The following is an 18,450-nucleotide window of genomic DNA, read 5'->3' on the forward strand; positions in this document are numbered from 1 at the left end:
AGAATAATAGGGAAATCGTGCTAAAACATTAAAAAAGAAAGGGAGAGGAAAGTGATGTTGAAACGCATCATCAAAAACGAGCGCGGCTTGACGCTCATCGAACTGCTCGCCGTCATCGTCATTTTAGGGATCGTCGCGGCGATTGCGATTCCGGCGATTGGGGGGTTGATTAACAAGTCAAAAGATGACGCCAAAATTGCTGAAGGAATTCAAATTATCAATGCAGCGAAATTGTATATGACGGCCAATACTCCAGCAAACTTTCCGCATACTTTAAGCAAAACGGAATTAGATTCTTATTTAGACAATGTCAAAGACCAAGATTATGAGGTTGAGGTCAGCAAAGACGGTGTAAACGGAAAGTATTCTTATGTATTAAAAAAACATGACGCTAACACCGTGCTGAATGATGCTGAATTGACAGAAGAAGAATTGCAAAATAAAAAAAGTGACAAATAGTAATCAACAAGAAAGAGTAATAATAACACGGGTAATTTAGAATAAATTATCGGGGCTCTTGTAATGGCAAGTGACGTTGGAGTATATGTATATATTGCTTTAGTAGGATTGCTCCTCGCCTCCTTTTTCAACGTCGTCGGGCTGCGGGTGCCGGCCGGAGAGTCAATCATCAGGCCGCGGTCGCATTGCCCGGCGTGCGGACGGACGCTATCGGCTGGGGAGCTCATCCCGGTTGTTTCGTATGTCGCGCAAAAAGGAAGATGCAAAGGGTGCGGGGGGCGCATCTCCCCCCTTTACCCGGCGATGGAATTGGCCACCGCTGCCTTGTTTACGGCCGCGCCGATGTGGATCGGCTGGGGCGGACGGCTGATTGTGGCGTGGACGCTCATCAGCTTGTTGGCCATCATCGTTGTGTCTGATCTTCGTTATATGCTCATTCCTGACCGGGTGCTTTTGGTGTTTGCCGGTTTGTTTTTGATGGAGCGGCTTGTGATCCCGTTTTTGCCGTGGGTCGATATGCTCCTTGGGGCGGCGGTCGGATTTTCGCTTTTATGGCTGATTGCCGTTTTGTCCAATGGCGGGATGGGGGGCGGCGATGTGAAGCTGTTTGCGGTTTTGGGAATGGTGCTTGGCTGGAAAATGGTGTTGCTCGCCTTTTTTTTGGCGACGTTGTATGGAACGATCATCGGGCTGATTGGCATGGCGCTGGGGCGCGTGCGGCGCGGCAAGCCGATGCCGTTTGCGCCGGCGATTGCGCTCGGGTCATTGACGGCGCTGTTTTTCGGTGATCAGCTTGTCGATGCGTATATGGATCTTTTTGTGTAAGGATGGGAAGAAAGGGGGCGAACGAGAATGGCGTTATGGTGGGGAAAGTCCAAATATGTGAACATCGTCGTAAAAGATCATGCCATTCGCTATGTGGAAGTCAAGCTAGGGCATCCGCCTGAAGTGAAACGATGGGGCGAACGGGCATTGCCAGTAGGGGTTGTTCGCGACGGCCGCATCGTCGATGGGGAAACATTGGCCATGATTTTGGACGAATGCGTGGAGGAATGGAAAATAGACGGCCATCGCGCGCGCTTTGTCGTCCCTGATCCATTCGTCATGATCCGCAGTTTGCCCCTTCCTTCTCATTTGTCGGATGAAGAAATTCGCGGCTATTTATTTCTGGAGCTTGGTGAATCGATTCCGCTTCCGTTCGCCGATCCGGTGTTTGACTACGTCGTGGCCGAGAGAACAAACGAGGTGCTGAACGTGCTGTTGTTTGCCGCGCCGGAAGAGGCGGTGTCGGAATACGCGGCGCTTTTGGAAGAAGCCGATTTGCGCCCGGTGGCCGCGGATGTATCGCCGCTTTGCGCTTATCGTCCGTTTTATGCGGCGGGACAAGCTGCGCCGGACGATCATATTTTGCTTGTGCAGTTTGACGAATCCGCCGTGAATTTGAGCGTGTTTCATCGTCATTTGCCGTTGTTTATGCGCCATTTGCCGCTTGAAGCCTATCGTGACCGGACGGCGGCGATTGTGGATCCGTTCGTCGATGTGTATAAGGAAATGGAACGGATCATGAGCTTTTATTCGTTTTCCCTCCAACAAGGCAAACAGTCCATCACACGCCTGTTTCTCGCCGGCGATCATCCAGAGTTGGGCCATGTGTTCACGGCTTTGACAGAGCGGCTTGAAGTGCCTGTAGAACGGCTCAGCGCGTCTCTTGATCCGCTGCCGGACCGCTTTCATCTCGCCTGGGGATTGGCGTTGAAAGAAGGAAGGGCTGACGATGATCGCTGAAATCAATTTATTGCCGAAAAAAGAAACGAGGCAGCCGATCCGTCTCGTTTTGTTGTTCGGGGCGGCGCTGCTTCTCCTAGCCGGTTCGGTGCTGTATTGGTTGATCGATCGTGGGGATCATCGCCAGGCCATGTTGGAGGCGGAATTAAAAAAAGTGCGAGCGGAGCAAGATGTACTGGCGGCGAAAATGAAAAATATAGACGAACAGAAGGAGCAAGAAGAGCTGGCGAAGGCGGTGAAATGGGCGGAACGCTATCCGCTGAAATCAGTGCCGTTGCTGCGGGCATTGACAAAGCAGCTTCCCGAACGCGGATTCATGATGAATGTGACGTACTCGGATCAGACAAAGATGACCATGGTGGTGCAGTTTGATGCGCCGGAAGAGGCGGCCTATTATTTGGATCGATTAGAAAAAGTGAGAATGGTGAAAAACGTCAAACTGGTCAATGTGGCGGCCAATAGCGAGACGAGTGGCGAACCGGAAGATCATCAAGTCGTGCCAAGATATATGGCGCAATATGAGCTGGAGCTGCAACAGGCTGATGGGGAGGGAAAAAAATCATGAGCCGCTTTGGCAAATGGCCGCTTCTTGTTGCGGCAATGGCTGCGGTCACCGCGCTTTTGTTTGCGGCCGCCTATTCATGGCTGGTCATGCCTCGCTACAGCCAGCTCGAGCAGATGGAGCAAACGGTGCAAAGCGAGAAAAAGGTGCTCGCCGCTTTGAAGCAAAAGCTGCCTCCTTCTTCAGAGGAAACAGCACAAACCGTTGCTTCATTGCAAAAAAAAGTCCCTGTCCATCCGCTTACGGACCAGTTGTTGCTCTTGTTTCAGAAAGCGGAATATATCGCTGACAGCCAGCTGGTGAGCGTCAATTTTTCTGATGAAGGAGCAGCATCTTCACAGCAGAACGACAGTGGAACGAACAACGGAAGCGAAGGAAATCGAGCGGTTTCTCCGTCAAGCAGCATTCAATCCATCACCGCCCAACTGACCGTGCAGTCGCCTTCCTATTATCAGCTTGAACGGTTTTTAGAGGTGTTGGAGCAGTCGGAGCGCATCGTGGCGATTGAAGGGTTGACCGTCACTGGGCCTCCGGAGCTGATGTCCATCGCTGATGAAGTCCAACCGTTGACGTATTCGGTGACCGTTCGTGCGTTTTATGCTCCGAAGCTTGAGAAATGGAAACAGTTGTCTCCCGTTCGCGATGTCCCTCCGCCAAGCGGCAAAGACAATCCGCTCGTGGAAATGGCGCCGTCTTCGGGCCGGTAGCGGGGATGGTGGAAGTCCGATATGCTCATTCGCATGAAGCGGGGGATGACCCTCATTGAGCTTTTGGCTGTGTTGGTGATCATCGGCATTGTGGCGATGATCGTCGGTCTTGCCATGTGGACGGTGATCGACCGTGCGCGCGAGCGGGCGTTTGTTTCCAATGCGTATGGACTATATGAAGCGGCGCGGCTGTATGTCGGCGCGGAAAAAGTGGAGTTTTTGCCAGCCCGTTCTTCTGCCATATTGTTGTATGGCGAATTGGTGGGCAACGGTTTGTTGGATCCAATCGAAGATCCGTTTACCGGAAATGTATTGCCGCCGGAAACAAATCCATCGTACGTGCTTGCCACGAAGCGGGAAGACGGCGGGATCGATTACGCCGTTTGCTTGAAAGGCGAGACAAAGCAGCTTTGCACCTATGAGGGGCGCGAGCAGCCGATTCCTGTCGAAGCGCTGGGGACCGAGGCGATTCGCAACCGTTGATGTCGGAAAATGAAGAACAGAAGCGGGGACAAGACGACAAATGTCTTGTTCTTTTTTTTTCCGTTTGTGATAAGATAGGCGAAAGAAATCGAAGCAGGAAGAAGGACGGTGGCCAAATGGACAAGCAGCGCATGCGCATTATGGTGAATATCAACGGCAAGCCCCGCCCATTTACCGTGGAGCGTTCGTCGGAAGGACGGCCGTCCGAGGAGTCGGGTGGATATCCGGTGGACAGCCATCTAGGGAAAGGACAGCGAGCCAAAAACGAGGCGGATGACAGCCGCCAAGTGAGCGCGTTTCAAGAAGGCGGGCTATCCGCAGGCAAGCCATCAACAGGCCTGTGGTTTACGGAGGATGGGCAAGTTCGAGAAGATGTTGAAACGACGGGTTGGGAAGAGGCGGCCGCCCTTGAGGCGGATGAACGGGTCATTTCCGTTTCCGAGGCGATGCAACAAAAGAAAAGCGCCAGACGTCGGACATGGCGGCTGCCGGCTCAAGCCAAGTCGCTGCTCGCCGCCGCGTTGGTCGCTGCGTTGGTCGGTATGGCGTTTGGCATGACGGTGCTGCGCATCATTCCGAAGGAAAAATCTGCTTCGTCGCCGGCATCTGAAGCGATGACGGAATTGACAAAGCCTGAAACAGCGGCGGGCGAAGAAGGAAGAGAAAGCGTCGTACGAGCGCCGTTTTCCATTGCGGTCATTCAAGCTGGCGTCTATTCGAATGCGGCGGCGGCCAAGCAGGCGTCCGAATCGATCAAAACAGCAGGCGTGCCGGTCGTCGTCGCGGGGCAAAAACCGGCAGCGCTCTATATCGCCGTCGGCGCGGATAAGGAAACGTTGCGGGCGGTCAACGACCAATACCGCCAAAGGGTGCCAAGCACGTATGTCAAAGAGCTGTCGTTTGCCGCCGAAGCGGCGGCGCGCCGGTCGGAGGCCATCCAAAAAGGGGAGGTTTTGTATGAAAACATGGCAGCGGTCTCCGCGGCTTTGCTTGGCGGCAGGAAAGCAGGAGAAGATGACTGGCAGGCGCTCCAAAAGGCGTATGACGCGTTAGAAAAAAGCAACGCTTCAAGCGACAAAACAGTCGGTCGGTATGTTGAAGCGCTGAAGCAGGCGTATGTCGCCCTTGCCGCATACAAAGAGCGACGGGATGAAGCGCTGTTGGCCAAAGCCCAGCAACAGCTGCTCGAGGCGCTCGCCGCTTATATCGAATTGGTGCCGCTAGGGAGCTAGAAGCCCCGTTTTTTTTTGCCTATTGCATATATAAAGAATTTCCGATTTTTCGTTTCTATATTTATCTCCATACAAGTCGACTATGATATAACGTGGCGAGTGATCGGCTGGATGTAAAACAAAATTTCAACTTATATAGAATAGATGGCAACGAAAACGTTTCACATATCCTTGACGGAAAAGCCGTTTGTCCATTTTTCGACTGTCGAAGGCAAGCCTGTGGCTTGGAAGACCGAACAACCACCCGCTTCACAGACCCATACATGGGTCTGAAAGCGGCGTTGTTCGGTCGCCCGACAGTCGATCAAATGCCTAGTAAAATTTGCAAATGTTCATGCTTCAAATTGCATCTATAGTGTGAGTAAAATATTTGTGGGTGACATTCCGAAATGATCCCCGACGAGGGTTGCGAACTTTTGTTCGCGACGCTCGTCGGGGCCACCAAGCGAAGCGCGGTAGAAAAAAGCAAATGTCATGCAAAAAGGACTCTCTCCCTGCTATGATGGTGATTGTCAACATCAACCGAAAACAGGAGGGAGAGAGTCCATGAAACATCTTACCACAGAATGGCCTTTATTAAAAGAGCTGGAGGAACAATTAGTCAGAACTCTTCAAAAGGTGTTCGCTGTCTTGTTGGCGGCCCTTTTGGAGGAGATTGATCAACAACTGGCGGAAGCGCGGGACAAGCGCCGGTATCAGCTGAAAGACAAACGGCCGACCACGATCCAAACGCTGTTTGGAGAAGTGACGTTTCGACGGAACTACTACTATGATCGGCAGGCGGGGGCGTATACCTTCTTGCTGGATGCCGAACTGGGCTTTGATGGAGCGCAGTCGATCAGCCCTTGCCTCGAGGAAACGGCGGTCGAGTTGGCCGTAGAGTGCTCTTCCTACCGCAAAGCGGCCCGTACGTTGGAGTCGATCGTGGGGTATGCGGTCCTAAGCCACGAGGCGATTCGCCAACTGGTGCTGGAGGCCCCTGTCTCGCTGCACCACCCTGTTTCCCAACGGCACGGCCGAGTGCTGTTTGTGGAGGCGGATGGGCTGTTCATTTCCCGCCAGGGGAAAGGGAAACGGGCGAAAGAAGAGAAAATCCTGGCGATTCACGAGGGATGGAAACGAAACGGTTCGCAGCTTGAGCTCGTGAACCGGCGCCACTACCTCCATGAAGGGGAGGGAGACGTGTGGGAACGGTTTGAAGAGTGGCTGATGAACGAATATGCCTATGATCCGTGCCGGGACCTTTTGATCATCAACGGCGACGCGGCGTCGTGGATCACGGCCTGCCGGGAGTATTTTGGGAAGCGGGCGTGCTTTCAGCTGGATCGATTTCATGTGGCGCGGGAGTTGCGTCAGTGTCTGTCCGGCCATTCGCGTTGGCGGGAGGTGCGGAAGAAGCTGGCGAAACAAGACGAAGAGGGGCTTCTCGTGGAGCTGAACAGCGCGGTCGGCACGTTGGAGGACGAAGCGAAAGAGAAGCAGATGGCTGCCATGATCCGCCGGATCGAGTCGATGCCGGGATGCATCCGGGACTATCGGGAGTGGCTGTCGGAGCAAGGGGTGGAGACGACCGGCATGCGTCCGATGGGCCACGCCGAGAGCGTGATGAGCCGGTTTGCGCATCGGGTGAAATCCCGCCGCAGCTGGAAAGACCAAGGGCTTCGGGCGTTTCTGAGGGCGATGGCAGCCCGAATCGACGGGATCGGGTGGAGAAAGGGACGGTGGGAGGAGCAAGAGCCCCAGTCGGCCGTCTCGGCCTCAACAAAGTCCAAGCGGATCGAACAGGCCAAACGGAAGGCCGGACGGTTATGGGCAGATGTGGTGCGTCAGAATCTACCGTGTCTGCAGCGGTCATCCGGGACGCCGATCCATCAAGCGTTGTCGGCGCTCCGGGATGGTGGTTGGGTGTAAAAAAATGGAATATCGTATCATCGCCTCAAGATGAGGGATGAGAGTCCGAAAGCGCTTACGATATCAATTCCTGAAAATGGTTCGCTAACTAGTGATTGACAACACCCGTAGTGAACCGAAAAAATGTTCTCCACAAAGTCTTGACTGACTCGCATCTATACAGAAAATTGCCTTTCACCGCAAAATTTGCTACGATACAAGTGAATCTTCCGAACCGAAACGAGCGAAAGGAGAATGAGCGATGCCTCCACGGTTCGTGCTTGCATCCCGCTCCCCTCGACGAAGGCAGATCCTCGAGCTGGCCGGCTGGCCGTTTGATGTGCAGGAAAGCCATGCCGATGAGACGATTCCCCCCGGAACGCCCCCTGATGAAGCGGTTCAACTTCTTGCCCGCCGGAAAGTGGAGGCGGTGATGTCCTCTTTTCCCGACGCGTATGTTCTTGGCGCTGATACGATCGTTGTGTGCGATGGCCGCTTGTTAGGGAAGCCGCGCACGGAAGAAGAAGCATTCGCCATGCTGCGTCAGTTGTCCGGGCGGACGCATGACGTATGGACCGGTGTCGCCATCGCACTCCCTCAAGGGTCCATCACCTCGTTTGCGGAAAAAACAGCGGTGACGTTTTGGGAGCTCGATGACGAGGAAATCGCCGCCTATATTGCGACCGGGGAGCCGATGGACAAGGCGGGGGCGTATGGCATCCAAGGCCGCGCTGCCCTGTTTGTCAAACGGATCGAAGGCGACTATTTGACGGTCGTCGGCCTGCCGCTGTCGCGGACGGTGAGGGAATTGCGCCGGCTCGGGTGGCCGCCGGCATAGATCAAAGCAAAAGCGGCCGCCGTCTGGCGCTTTTTGGCAAAAGAACGCCCCCGCAAACGGATTCTGCTGTCGTACCGAGGGGCGGTTCAAGCCTCTCCATCTGATGAAGCAAAAGAAAAAAAGGGGGAGTATGATGGCGTGGATGATCCGCGATGTGCCGAAAGACAGCCGGCCGCGTGAACGGCTGCTGTCATCAGGGCCAGAAAGTTTATCCGACCATGAACTGATCGCCATTTTGTTGCGCACGGGCACGAAGGAGGAGTCGGTCGTGCAGCTCGCCCAGCGTCTCCTTCGCCATTTTGAGGGGCTGAGACCGCTCAAAGACGCAACGGTCGAAGAAATGACGAACATCAAAGGGATCGGGCCGACGAAAGCCGTGCAAATTTTGGCGGCGTTGGAGCTCGGCCGACGCATCCACCAGTCCGGCTGCGCCGACCGCTATGTGATTCGCTGCCCGGAAGACGGAGCGAAATACGTCATGGAAGATATGCGCTTTTTATCGCAAGAACATTTTGTCGCCATTTATTTAAATACGAAAAATCAAGTCATCTACCGCAAAACGGTGTTCATCGGCAGTTTAAACGCCTCGATTGTCCATCCGCGCGAAGTGTTTAAAGAGGCGATCAAACGTTCCGCCGCCTCCGTCATTTGTGTGCATAACCACCCTTCTGGCGATCCGACTCCAAGCCGCGAAGACATCGATGTGACGAAACGGCTCGCGGAATGCGGCCGCATCATCGGCATCGAGCTCTTGGATCACCTCATCATCGGCGATCAAAAATTCGTCAGTTTGAAAGAAAAAGGCTACGTCTAGCGGTTCTCATTTTTTGTCGAATCAGTTATAATATCAACTATGGGTTTTTCCGAATCCGTTCGGGCGGTGTTGTACAATTTATAAATGACTTGACATCCGATCCATGTTGTCAATAGAAAATCATATGCATTTCGTTTCGGAAAGGAAGATCGATCATATGTTTGGAATTGGGACGAAAGATCTCGGGATTGATTTAGGAACAGCGAATACGCTCGTTTATGTGAAGGGAAAAGGGATCGTTTTGCGCGAGCCGTCGGTTGTCGCCATTCAGCGCGACACGAAGCAAATCGTCGCCGTCGGCAATGAAGCGAAAAACATGATCGGGCGCACGCCGGGCAACATCGTGGCGCTTCGTCCGATGAAAGACGGCGTCATCGCCGATTATGAAACGACGGCGACGATGATGAAATATTTCATTCGCAAGGCCGTCAAAACGAAAGGGTTGTTTGCCAGCAAGCCGTATGTGATGGTATGCGTGCCGTACGGCATCACGGCCGTAGAGGAGCGCGCGGTCATCGATGCGACGCGCCAGGCTGGAGCACGCGATGCCTATACGATTGAAGAACCATTTGCGGCCGCGATCGGCGCCAATTTGCCGGTGTGGGAGCCGACCGGGAGCATGGTCGTCGACATCGGCGGCGGTACGACTGAAGTGGCCGTGATTTCGCTCGGCGGCATCGTGACGAGCCAGTCGATTCGCATCGCCGGCGATGAAATGGATGAGGCGATCATTCAATACATCCGAAAAACGTACAATTTGATGATCGGAGAACGGACGGCGGAGGCGATTAAAGTCGAGATCGGCTCAGCCGGAAATCCGGAAGGAATCGGAAACATGGAAATTCGCGGCCGCGACTTGCTCACTGGGCTGCCAAAAACGATCGAAATCAGCGCCGAAGAAGTGGCTGAGGCGCTGCACGATACGGTCTATGCGATCGTCGAGTCGGTGAAAAACACGCTCGAAAAAACACCGCCGGAGCTAGCGGCTGACATTATGGACCGCGGCATCGTGCTGACAGGCGGCGGCGCTTTGTTGCGCAACTTGGACAAGGTCATCAGCAAAGAGACGGACATGCCGGTCATCGTCGCGGAAAATCCGCTTGATTGCGTGGCCATTGGCACCGGGAAAGCGCTCGACCACATCGACTTGTTTAAAAACAAGGCGAGAGACCATCGCTGACGGTAAGAAGGTGTGACGCATGCCACAGCTTTTTGGGAATAAGCGTCTCATTTTTTTGCTCGTCAGCATCGTCATCCTTGTCATGTTGATCGGCTTTTCCCTGCGCAGCCGCGAAGAATTGACGTGGCCGGAGCAGTTTGTAAAAGATACGGTCGGTTTTGTTCAGCTTCTGTTTGGGAAGCCCGCCCAGCAAGTCGCGGGCTTCTTTGAAAATGTGAGCGATCTTCGCCGTACATATAAGGAAAACGAACTGCTGAAGGCAAGACTTGAGGAATATGCGGCGCTTGAGACCGAGGTCGAGGCGCTGCGGCAAGAAAACGAACGGCTGCGCGCGTTGCTCGATAAAAAAGAGAGCTTGCGTGATTTTGTTTCGATTCAGGCGACGGTGATCGGGCGGAACCCGGATCGTTGGCGGGAAACGATCATCATCAACAAAGGCGAGCAACACGGCGTGAAAAAAGATATGGCCGTCATCACCCCTGCGGGGCTTGTCGGCAAGGTGCAGCACGCTTCCCAATTTACGTCCACTGTGCAGCTGTTAAGCGCGCTTGACCAAAACAACCGCATTTCCGCTTATATCCAAGGAAAGGAAAACGTGTTTGGGTTGATCGAAGGCTACGATGAGAAGCGGCGCGAGTTGCTGCTCGGAGAAATTCCGATTGACGCCAAAGTGGAAAAAAGGCAAAAAGTGTTGACTTCCGGCCTTGGCGGCGTGTTTCCGAAAGGGCTGCCGATCGGTGAGGTGACTGAAGTCAAGCCGGACCAATACGGATTGACGAAAGTCGTCTATGTCAAGCCGTTTGCCAACTTGTATGATATTGACGACGTCATGATTGTGAAACGAACCATCGATGCAGCACTGCAGGAAAAGGAGGAGGCAAAGTGAACAAGTGGCGTCTCCCTTTCCTTGCGGTGTTATGTTTTGTGAGTGAGAGCCTTTTTGTTGATATATGGCCAAAAGGCGACTTGTATGTCCACTATTTTTTTGTTCCCCGGTTTTTTCTTGTTTTTCTCGTGTTCACAGCGATGCATTTCGGCGGGACGCGGGCGATGGGGTACGGGTTTATCTTCGGGTTTCTGTATGACTGCGTCTACACAGAGCTGCTCGGTGTTTATGCGTTTGCCTATACGCTTATCGCCTACTTGGCGGGCAAAGCGATGAAATGGTTCCACCAAAACTGGTTCGTTGCATCGCTCTTGTCGCTGCTTTCCATTATGCTGCTTGACAGTTATGTCTACGGCATCCAGCTGTTGATCGGGCGGACCGATTGGTCGTTTTCTGTTTTTTGGGACCGCCGTCTATGGCCGACGCTGCTTCTGAACGTCGCGTTTTTGCTCGTCTTTTCGTACCCGCTCGAACGGCGATTGGCAAAAATTCGCCGGTTTGAGCAGGAAGAATAAAAGAGGAAAAACGGCCCGTTTTGTAGAATTATTCGTTGGGGTGAACGTTGTGGCGAAACAAAAGCAGCAGTACGTGACGATTAAAGGGACGAAAGATGGGCTGACGCTGCATCTCGATGACCGCTGCTCGTATGACGATTTATTGAAAGAAATCGAGGAGCGGCTTGTCAAACAAGCTGGCGTCGCGCCAGACAGCCCCCTTGTCTCTGTTCATCTGAAAATTGGGAACCGCTATTTGACGCCTGCCCAAGAGGAAGAGGTGCGTGCGCTCATCCGCCGTTCAAAAAATTTGGTCGTCGATTCGATCGAAAGCAATGTCATGTCGAAAGCAGAAGCGATAGAATGGATGAGAAAAACGGAAATTGTGCCCGTTTCGCGCATTGTCCGTTCGGGACAAGTGCTTCATGTCGAAGGGGATTTGCTGCTGATCGGCGACGTGAACCCTGGCGGAACGGTCATTGCCGGAGGCAACATTTTCATCCTCGGCGCCTTGCGCGGCATCGCCCATGCCGGGTATGCCGGCAATAAACAGGCGATCATCGCTGCATCGGTCATGAAACCGATGCAGCTGCGCATCGGCGACATCATGAGCCGAGCGCCCGATTCGAAAACGGATGAAGGAAATGAAATGGAATGCGCCTATATTGATGAGCATAACCAAATTGTTGTCGACCGCCTTCAGCTGCTTATGCATTTGCGGCCGAATTTGACGCGCTTAGAAAGGAGAATGTGACCGTGGGAGAAGCGATCGTCATCACTTCCGGAAAAGGCGGCGTCGGCAAAACGACGACGACCGCGAACCTTGGGACGGCCCTCGCCATTCTAGGGAAGCGGGTGTGCCTTGTCGACACCGACATCGGGCTGCGCAACCTCGATGTCGTGCTTGGGCTTGAGAACCGAATTATTTATGATTTGGTCGATGTCGTGGAGGGGCGTTGCACAGTGCAAAAAGCGCTTGTGAAAGACAAGCGGTTCGATAACCATTTGTATTTGTTGCCGGCCGCGCAAACGAGCGATAAGTCGGCGGTCAACCCCGCGCAAATGAAACAGCTCATTGAGGAGCTGAAACAGGAATACGATTATGTGCTCATCGACTGTCCGGCTGGAATCGAACAAGGCTATCGCAACGCTGTCGCCGGCGCGGACGAAGCGATCGTCGTCACGACGCCGGAAGTGTCGGCGGTCCGCGACGCCGACCGCATCATCGGCTTGCTTGAAGCGGAGGAGCACGTCAAACCGCCGCGCCTCATCATCAACCGCATTCGCAGCCATATGGTGAAAAACGGCGATATGTTGGATGTCGACGAAATCATCTCGCATTTATCGATCGAGTTGCTCGGCATTATCGCCGACGATGAAAACGTGATCAAAGCGTCGAACCGCGGCGAGCCGATTGTGCTGGACCCAAACAGCAAAGCGTCGATCGCCTTCCGCAACATCGCCCGCCGCATCCTCGGCGAGTCGGTGCCGCTGCCGCCGCTAGAGGAAGAGGAGAAGGGGCTGTTTTCAAAGATTCGGAAAATATTTAGTTTGAAATCATGAAGTTGGCGCAAGAAGGCCGTTGAATGGGCCTTCTTTTTTTATTCATATTGTTGTGCCGTTTGGAATTCCTGATCTGTAACAACGGAAGCAGATGGTATCGATCGGTTGCGGCGCTCAGCCGAAACGTTGGTGTGAAACCGTTTGAGGGATTTGTTCGCGGACGTGTTCGGCGAGGCGCGGCGAAAAACGCTCGTTCATATTCCATGAGGTTGTCTCATAAATTAGTACAAACGTTGTTGGAAAGGTGGAGGGGGGACGTATGGATCGACGCGTCCGTGAGATGAAAAAACGCATTGAAAAACGAAGAAGGGAACGTCAATATAAGGGGCAGGTTCCAAAAGAATCTAGATGGAGCGCCGCTGATGAGGAGCGGTACGGGCTGCCGGTCGTCACGTATGACCGCTATTCGTTTGAATCCGCTCCCCATCCGTTGTTCCGCAAAGAATGGTTTTTATTCAAAACACTCATCGCTGCCTGTCTCGTGCTCGTGACGGCCATTTTGTTCCGGCATCCGTCCGCTTCCCTCGAGCCGGCGCGGCAGTTTATTGTCCGGACGATGGAAACCGAGTTTCAGTTTGCGGCCGTCTCAGCCTGGTATGAAAAAACGTTCGGTGAGCCGCTCGCTTTTTTTGCCCCGAAAAAAGGAAGAAAAGGTGAAAACGGCTTCATCCTATGCAGTGCCGGCTTCTGGACGGATTCTCGAAAGTTTTGAAAAAAACGGGGAGGGTGTGACGATCGAAACCGAGAATGGAGCCAAAGTGGAGGCGATGAAAGAAGGGATTGTCACCTTTGCCGGTACGAAAGACCGTCTCGGCAAAACGGTCATCATCCAACATGCGGACGGCACGGAGACGTGGTATGGACGTTTGGGGGCCATTTCGGTGAAATTGTATGATTTTGTAGAAATGGGGCAGGAAGTTGGCACGGCCGAGGCGAGCGAGGCAAATAAACAGAAAGGGCTGTTTTATTTTGCGATTAAACAAGGTGATGAATTTATCGATCCGATTCAGGTGATTTCCTTTGAATAAGTATATGGCGCTGCTCGGGAAGCTGCACGTCCACCCGCTGTTATGGCTGATCGGCGGCATCGCGGTGCTTACCGCCCATTTCAAGCAGCTTTGCCTGTTGTTTTTCATCGTCCTCGTTCATGAGCTCGGCCATGCGGCGGCAGCCGCGTTTTTCTCTTGGCGGGTGAAGCGGATTTTGCTGCTGCCGTTCGGCGGAGTGGCGGAAGTCGAAGAGCACGGCAACCGGCCGTTTGGCGAGGAGTGGATCGTGACGCTCGCCGGGCCGGCCCAGCATCTGTGGCTCACAGCGGCGGCGTTTTTTTTGTGGAAGGCCGGCATGATGGATGGCGGGAGCTGGGAGCTCTTTTTTCGCTACAATGCGGCCATTTTCGCTTTGAACTTGCTGCCGATCTGGCCGCTGGATGGAGGCAAGTTATTGTTTTTGCTGCTGTCCTACCGCCGGCCGTTCAGCGATGCGCATCGAAACACGGTCGCCATATCGGCTGCTGCGCTTGCCTTCGGCGTCGTTCTTTTGTTTGTGTTGGCGCCGCGCCAGCTTGATTTATGGGCGATCGCCGCCTTTTTGGCGCATGCTCTTTGGCAGGAGCAAAAGCAGCATCCGTATGTCGTCATGCGCTTTTTGCTTGAGCGGTATTATGGAAACAAAGGCGGCTATACAAAGCTGCGGACGATTACGGCGCCGGCGGACGAACGCATCTCGGCCGTGCTGCAGCGATTTTACCGCGGACAAAAGCATGCGATCATCGTCGTTCGCGACGGGCGCGAACGGGCGACGCTCGATGAAAACGAGCTGCTGCATGCGTTTTTTGCCGAAAAACAAGCCGATGCGCCGCTTGGCGCTCTCATCTATTGATCGTGGTTATATATAGATGCAACAAAAACGTTTCACATATCCTTGATGGAAAAGTTGCTTATCTATGTTTTTGACTGTCGGAGGCAAGCCTGTGGTTTGGGAGGCCGAACGACCGCTCGCTTCACAGACCCATACATGGGTCTGAAAGCGGCGTTGTTCGGTCGATCAACAGTCGATCAAATACTCGGTAAAGTTGCAAATGGCAAAGCTTCAAATGGCCTCTCTATATAGTCGTTTGCACCGTTTCATCATCGCCCGCCGGGGGACGAAGATGACGGTTGACGGCCGGCCGTTTCTATGTTACGATAGATGACGTTGTAGACTTTTTGTCCTGCCAACAAGGGCAAAAGAGGGCGGCTGTCGCAAAAAGACGCACCCGCACTACAACCGCTCAGCGCGGGCGATGAAGCGCTCCGTCTTGGGCCGCCTTGGCGCTGGCGAGTCTGAGTCCATGAAGGAGGTGCGATGCATGTACGCAATTATCGAAACTGGCGGCAAACAATTGAAAGTCGAAGAAGGCCAAGAAATTTACATCGAAAAATTGGATGCGAATGAAGGCGATACGGTCACGTTTGACAAAGTGCTGTTCGTCGGCGGGGAAACGGTGAAAATCGGCAACCCGACAGTCGAAGGCGCAACCGTGACGGCGAGAGTGCAAAAACACGGCCGACAAAAGAAAATCATCGTCTTCAAATATAAAGCGAAAAAGAACTATCGCCGCAAACAAGGCCACCGTCAGCCGTACACGAAAGTCGTCATCGAAAAAATCAACGCGTAAAGATGATCCGCGTCACGATTGAACGGGAAGCGGACGGCCGCATCCGCGCGTTTACGATGGAAGGGCACGCCCATTTTGCGAAACGCGGGCAGGACATTGTATGCGCCGGCGCTTCGGCGGTCTCGTTCGGCACGATCAACGCCATCGAGACACTTATTGGCGTAAGCCCGCATGTTTCGCTCGGCAAAGACGGCGGCTACCTCCGCTGCGAGCTTCCGGAGCTGGAAGAAGCGGCGGCAGAGAAAGTACAGTTGTTGTTGGAAGCGATGGTCGTTTCGCTAAAGACGATCGAACGCGATTACGGAACATTTATCCGCGTGACATCCATCTAGCGGGAGGTGACTGCCATGCTGAGACTTGACCTGCAATTTTTTGCTTCGAAAAAAGGGGTCGGTTCGACGAAAAACGGCCGCGACTCGATCGCGAAACGTCTTGGCGCAAAACGGGCTGACGGTCAATTCGTCACCAGCGGTTCGATTTTGTACCGTCAACGCGGAACGAAAGTCCATCCGGGCTTGAACGTCGGCCGCGGCGGCGACGATACGCTGTATGCGAAAATCGACGGCATCGTCCGCTTCGAGCGGCTCGGCCGCGACCGCAAACGCGTCAGCGTCTACCCGGTCAGCCAAGAAGCGTAATCGATGTGAAAAAACTCTAACCGTTCGGTTAGAGTTTTTTCTTTTTGGCGTAGAAAAATCGTTCCCGTTCAATGTCAAAAAATGTTATAGTAAAAGTACATGCCTCCCCCATGGAGGCGGAAGTCCAAGCGAGGCAGGGAGCCTACGCTTAGTGGATAGGGGAGCGTTGGATGGAGAAGCGATGGACTGTCGTTGAGGTGATGCGCCATGCCCGCCATGACTGGCTGAACAAAATCCAGCTCATCAAAGGGCATTTGGCGCTCAATAAAATCGAACGGGTGCAGGAAATCATTGAAGACATGATCGCCGAGATGCATCAGGAAACACGGTTGACGAACTTGAAAGCCGAGCAGTTCGCTGAGCTTGTCATGACTTATAACTGGGAGCCGCGCCCGCTTTTTCTTGAGTATGAAATCACGGACGGCGAAGCCGATTGGTCGCGGTGCGATGAGCAGCTGACTGAATGGTGCCGCCAATTTTTTCACCTGCTTGAAGCGCAATCCGATGAGCGGACAGAAAACCATTTATGTTTGTCCATTGAGCTGTCCGACCGACGGGCGGCGCTGTTTTTGGATTATTGCGGCACGTTTCGAGATGGCGAAGCCATTCGCACTTGGCTTGAGCGCTGCGAACCATCACCGCCGCTTCGGCTCGCGTCGTTTGCCGTTGGCGAGGGCGAATTGACGGTGGAGCTTGAGCTTTTGTCGGCGGAATCTTGACCATTGGTTGGACGAAGGAAAATGGAAGGCAAAGCTTATTTTGCCCTAAGAGGTGCGGACGGATCGATCCAATCGGACCGGAAAGCGGCGGCTGGGCTTGAACCGCCCGCCAGCCCGCAGACGGCCGATGCTTGCGTACATATTGACATCATGGAATCGACTCTGTATACAATAATAAGTATTAGTCATACTCATTTCGCCATGATACCATGATGGAAGCGAATCGGAGGAACAGCCATGTTTGTTGATCAGGTGAAAATTTATGTGAAAGGCGGGGACGGCGGCAACGGCATGGTCGCGTTCCGCCGGGAAAAATACGTCCCAAAAGGCGGGCCGGCCGGCGGAGACGGCGGCAAAGGCGGCGATGTCGTCTTTGTCGTTGATGAAGGGCTGCGGACGTTGATGGATTTCCGCTACCAGCGCCATTTTAAAGCGCCGCGCGGCGAAAACGGCATGTCGAAAAACCAGCATGGCAAAAATGCGGAAGACTTGATTGTCAAAGTGCCGCCAGGCACCGTTGTCATCGATGCGGATACGAACGAAGTGCTCGCCGATTTGACCGAGGCGGGGCAGCGGTTTGTCGTCGCCAAAGGCGGGCGCGGCGGGCGCGGCAACACCCGATTTGCGACGGCGTCCAACCCAGCGCCGGAAATTGCGGAAAACGGCGAACCGGGCGAAGAGCGCAACATCATTTTAGAGCTGAAGCTTCTCGCTGACGTCGGGCTGGTCGGGTTTCCAAGCGTCGGCAAATCGACGCTGCTGTCGGTTGTCTCCGCAGCCCGTCCGAAAATCGCCGAGTACCATTTTACGACGCTCGTTCCGAACTTGGGCGTTGTCGAAACGGAAGACGGGCGCAGTTTTGTGATGGCCGACTTGCCGGGATTGATTGAAGGGGCCCATCAAGGGGTCGGGCTCGGGCATCAGTTTTTGCGCCATATTGAACGGACGCGTGTCATCGTCCATGTCATCGACATGGCGGCGGTCGAAGGGCGCGATCCGTACAACGATTATCTCGTCATCAACGAAGAGCTGAAACAGTACAATTTGCGCTTGACCGAGCGGCCGCAAATTGTTGCCGCCAATAAAATGGACATGCCGAACGCCGAAGAAAATTTGCGCCGCTTCAAAGAGAAAGTCGGCGATGCGGTGCCGGTCTTTCCGATTTCTGCAGCGACAAGACAAGGAGTGCGCGAGCTGTTGTTTGCCATCGCCGACCTGTTGGAAACGACGCCGGAATTCCCGCTTCATGAACGGGAAGATCCGGCCGTGCAGCGCGTCGTGTACAAATATGAAAAAGAGGAGCCGCCGTTTACGATCACCCGCGCCAGCGACGGAGCATTCATTTTGGCGGGCGACAAAATTGAAAAGTTGTTTAAGATGACGGATTTCTCGCGCGAAGAATCGGTGCGCCGCTTCGCCCGCCAGCTTAAGGCGATGGGGGTGGATGATGCGCTGCGCGAGCGCGGCGCGAAAGACGGAGACACGATCCGGTTGCTTGATTACGAGTTCGAGTTTGTCGACGACTGGGATGAATAGAGCGG

At 53.9% G+C, this 18,450-nt stretch carries 21 protein-coding genes, 1 pseudogene and 1 other annotated feature; all 22 genes and pseudogenes read left to right on the forward strand.

The genetic code is table 11. The features are described 5' to 3' along the window. The first annotated feature begins 54 nt into the window (after window positions 1–54). The 22 genes and pseudogenes from ACVX3G_RS07270 (at window position 55) to obgE (ending at window position 18,445) form a co-directional block, all read left to right on the forward strand. Window positions 55–459: a prepilin-type N-terminal cleavage/methylation domain-containing protein gene (locus tag ACVX3G_RS07270; protein ID WP_033845347.1), complete on the forward strand. Its 405-nt coding sequence runs from the start codon at window positions 55–57 to the stop codon at window positions 457–459. A 63-nt stretch (window positions 460–522) separates the two neighbouring features. Next, window positions 523–1,284 (forward strand): prepilin peptidase, encoded by a 762-nt coding sequence (locus ACVX3G_RS07275; protein WP_033845349.1) that lies wholly within the window; start codon window positions 523–525, stop codon window positions 1,282–1,284. A 27-nt stretch (window positions 1,285–1,311) separates the two neighbouring features. Further along, the gene (gene pilM, locus ACVX3G_RS07280) at window positions 1,312–2,244 is read left to right on the forward strand and encodes a type IV pilus biogenesis protein PilM (RefSeq protein WP_033845350.1); all 933 of its coding nucleotides are present in this window, start codon (window positions 1,312–1,314) and stop codon (window positions 2,242–2,244) included. Then, window positions 2,234–2,809 (forward strand): hypothetical protein, encoded by a 576-nt coding sequence (locus ACVX3G_RS07285; protein WP_033845351.1) that lies wholly within the window; start codon window positions 2,234–2,236, stop codon window positions 2,807–2,809. The genes pilM and ACVX3G_RS07285 overlap by 11 nt, the downstream gene beginning before the upstream one ends. Then, on the forward strand, window positions 2,806–3,513 hold the full coding sequence (locus ACVX3G_RS07290) for a hypothetical protein (protein WP_033010596.1): 708 nt from the start codon (window positions 2,806–2,808) through the stop codon (window positions 3,511–3,513). Before ACVX3G_RS07285 ends, ACVX3G_RS07290 begins: the two co-directional genes overlap by 4 nt. Window positions 3,514–3,534: 21 nt before the next feature. Continuing rightward, complete coding sequence (locus tag ACVX3G_RS07295) at window positions 3,535–3,996, forward strand: type II secretion system protein (RefSeq protein WP_033845352.1); 462 nt, start codon at window positions 3,535–3,537, stop codon at window positions 3,994–3,996. A gap of 116 nt (window positions 3,997–4,112) precedes the next feature. Beyond that, the gene (locus ACVX3G_RS07300; protein WP_033845353.1) at window positions 4,113–5,228 is read left to right on the forward strand and encodes a hypothetical protein; all 1,116 of its coding nucleotides are present in this window, start codon (window positions 4,113–4,115) and stop codon (window positions 5,226–5,228) included. Between the two features lie 546 nt (window positions 5,229–5,774). Next, entirely contained in the window at window positions 5,775–7,139 is a 1,365-nt protein-coding gene (locus ACVX3G_RS07305) for an ISLre2 family transposase (protein ID WP_014194571.1), read from the forward strand. 241 nt (window positions 7,140–7,380) lie between these two features. Further along, window positions 7,381–7,956, forward strand: a complete 576-nt coding sequence (locus ACVX3G_RS07310; protein ID WP_015375502.1) for a Maf family protein — start codon at window positions 7,381–7,383, stop codon at window positions 7,954–7,956. Between the two features lie 133 nt (window positions 7,957–8,089). After that, window positions 8,090–8,770: a RadC family protein gene (gene radC / locus ACVX3G_RS07315; protein WP_015375501.1), complete on the forward strand. Its 681-nt coding sequence runs from the start codon at window positions 8,090–8,092 to the stop codon at window positions 8,768–8,770. A 157-nt stretch (window positions 8,771–8,927) separates the two neighbouring features. Continuing rightward, window positions 8,928–9,950 (forward strand): rod shape-determining protein, encoded by a 1,023-nt coding sequence (locus ACVX3G_RS07320; protein ID WP_011232093.1) that lies wholly within the window; start codon window positions 8,928–8,930, stop codon window positions 9,948–9,950. 19 nt (window positions 9,951–9,969) lie between these two features. Next, window positions 9,970–10,836 carry a rod shape-determining protein MreC gene (gene mreC / locus ACVX3G_RS07325; protein ID WP_020278405.1) on the forward strand — a complete coding sequence of 289 codons (867 nt, stop codon included), beginning with the start codon at window positions 9,970–9,972 and terminating at the stop codon, window positions 10,834–10,836. Next, window positions 10,833–11,351, forward strand: a complete 519-nt coding sequence (gene mreD / locus ACVX3G_RS07330) for a rod shape-determining protein MreD (protein WP_011232091.1) — start codon at window positions 10,833–10,835, stop codon at window positions 11,349–11,351. Before mreC ends, mreD begins: the two co-directional genes overlap by 4 nt. A gap of 40 nt (window positions 11,352–11,391) precedes the next feature. Beyond that, on the forward strand, window positions 11,392–12,084 hold the full coding sequence (gene minC / locus ACVX3G_RS07335) for a septum site-determining protein MinC (protein ID WP_013144614.1): 693 nt from the start codon (window positions 11,392–11,394) through the stop codon (window positions 12,082–12,084). 2 nt (window positions 12,085–12,086) lie between these two features. Further along, on the forward strand, window positions 12,087–12,893 hold the full coding sequence (gene minD, locus ACVX3G_RS07340) for a septum site-determining protein MinD (RefSeq protein WP_014196423.1): 807 nt from the start codon (window positions 12,087–12,089) through the stop codon (window positions 12,891–12,893). Window positions 12,894–13,152: 259 nt separating this feature from the next. Then, window positions 13,153–13,921 (forward strand): annotated as a pseudogene (locus tag ACVX3G_RS07345) (peptidoglycan DD-metalloendopeptidase family protein). Continuing rightward, window positions 13,914–14,774, forward strand: a complete 861-nt coding sequence (locus tag ACVX3G_RS07350; RefSeq protein WP_021321861.1) for a site-2 protease family protein — start codon at window positions 13,914–13,916, stop codon at window positions 14,772–14,774. The pseudogene ACVX3G_RS07345 and the gene ACVX3G_RS07350 overlap by 8 nt, the downstream one beginning before the upstream one ends. Before the next feature lie 375 nt (window positions 14,775–15,149). Further along, window positions 15,150–15,229: a sequence feature (ribosomal protein L21 leader region), on the forward strand. Window positions 15,230–15,243: 14 nt separating this feature from the next. Continuing rightward, entirely contained in the window at window positions 15,244–15,552 is a 309-nt protein-coding gene (rplU, locus tag ACVX3G_RS07355) for a 50S ribosomal protein L21 (RefSeq protein WP_011232086.1), read from the forward strand. A gap of 2 nt (window positions 15,553–15,554) precedes the next feature. After that, complete coding sequence (locus tag ACVX3G_RS07360) at window positions 15,555–15,884, forward strand: ribosomal-processing cysteine protease Prp (protein ID WP_011232085.1); 330 nt, start codon at window positions 15,555–15,557, stop codon at window positions 15,882–15,884. A 15-nt stretch (window positions 15,885–15,899) separates the two neighbouring features. Then, the gene (rpmA, locus tag ACVX3G_RS07365) at window positions 15,900–16,190 is read left to right on the forward strand and encodes a 50S ribosomal protein L27 (RefSeq protein ID WP_011232084.1); all 291 of its coding nucleotides are present in this window, start codon (window positions 15,900–15,902) and stop codon (window positions 16,188–16,190) included. Window positions 16,191–16,360: 170 nt separating this feature from the next. Beyond that, window positions 16,361–16,909 carry a sporulation initiation phosphotransferase B gene (locus ACVX3G_RS07370; protein ID WP_014196420.1) on the forward strand — a complete coding sequence of 183 codons (549 nt, stop codon included), beginning with the start codon at window positions 16,361–16,363 and terminating at the stop codon, window positions 16,907–16,909. A gap of 237 nt (window positions 16,910–17,146) precedes the next feature. Beyond that, window positions 17,147–18,445 (forward strand): GTPase ObgE, encoded by a 1,299-nt coding sequence (gene obgE, locus ACVX3G_RS07375; protein ID WP_011232082.1) that lies wholly within the window; start codon window positions 17,147–17,149, stop codon window positions 18,443–18,445. Window positions 18,446–18,450 lie beyond the last annotated feature (5 nt).

The sequence above is a fragment of the Geobacillus sp. PLS 41 genome, from assembly GCF_056494105.1.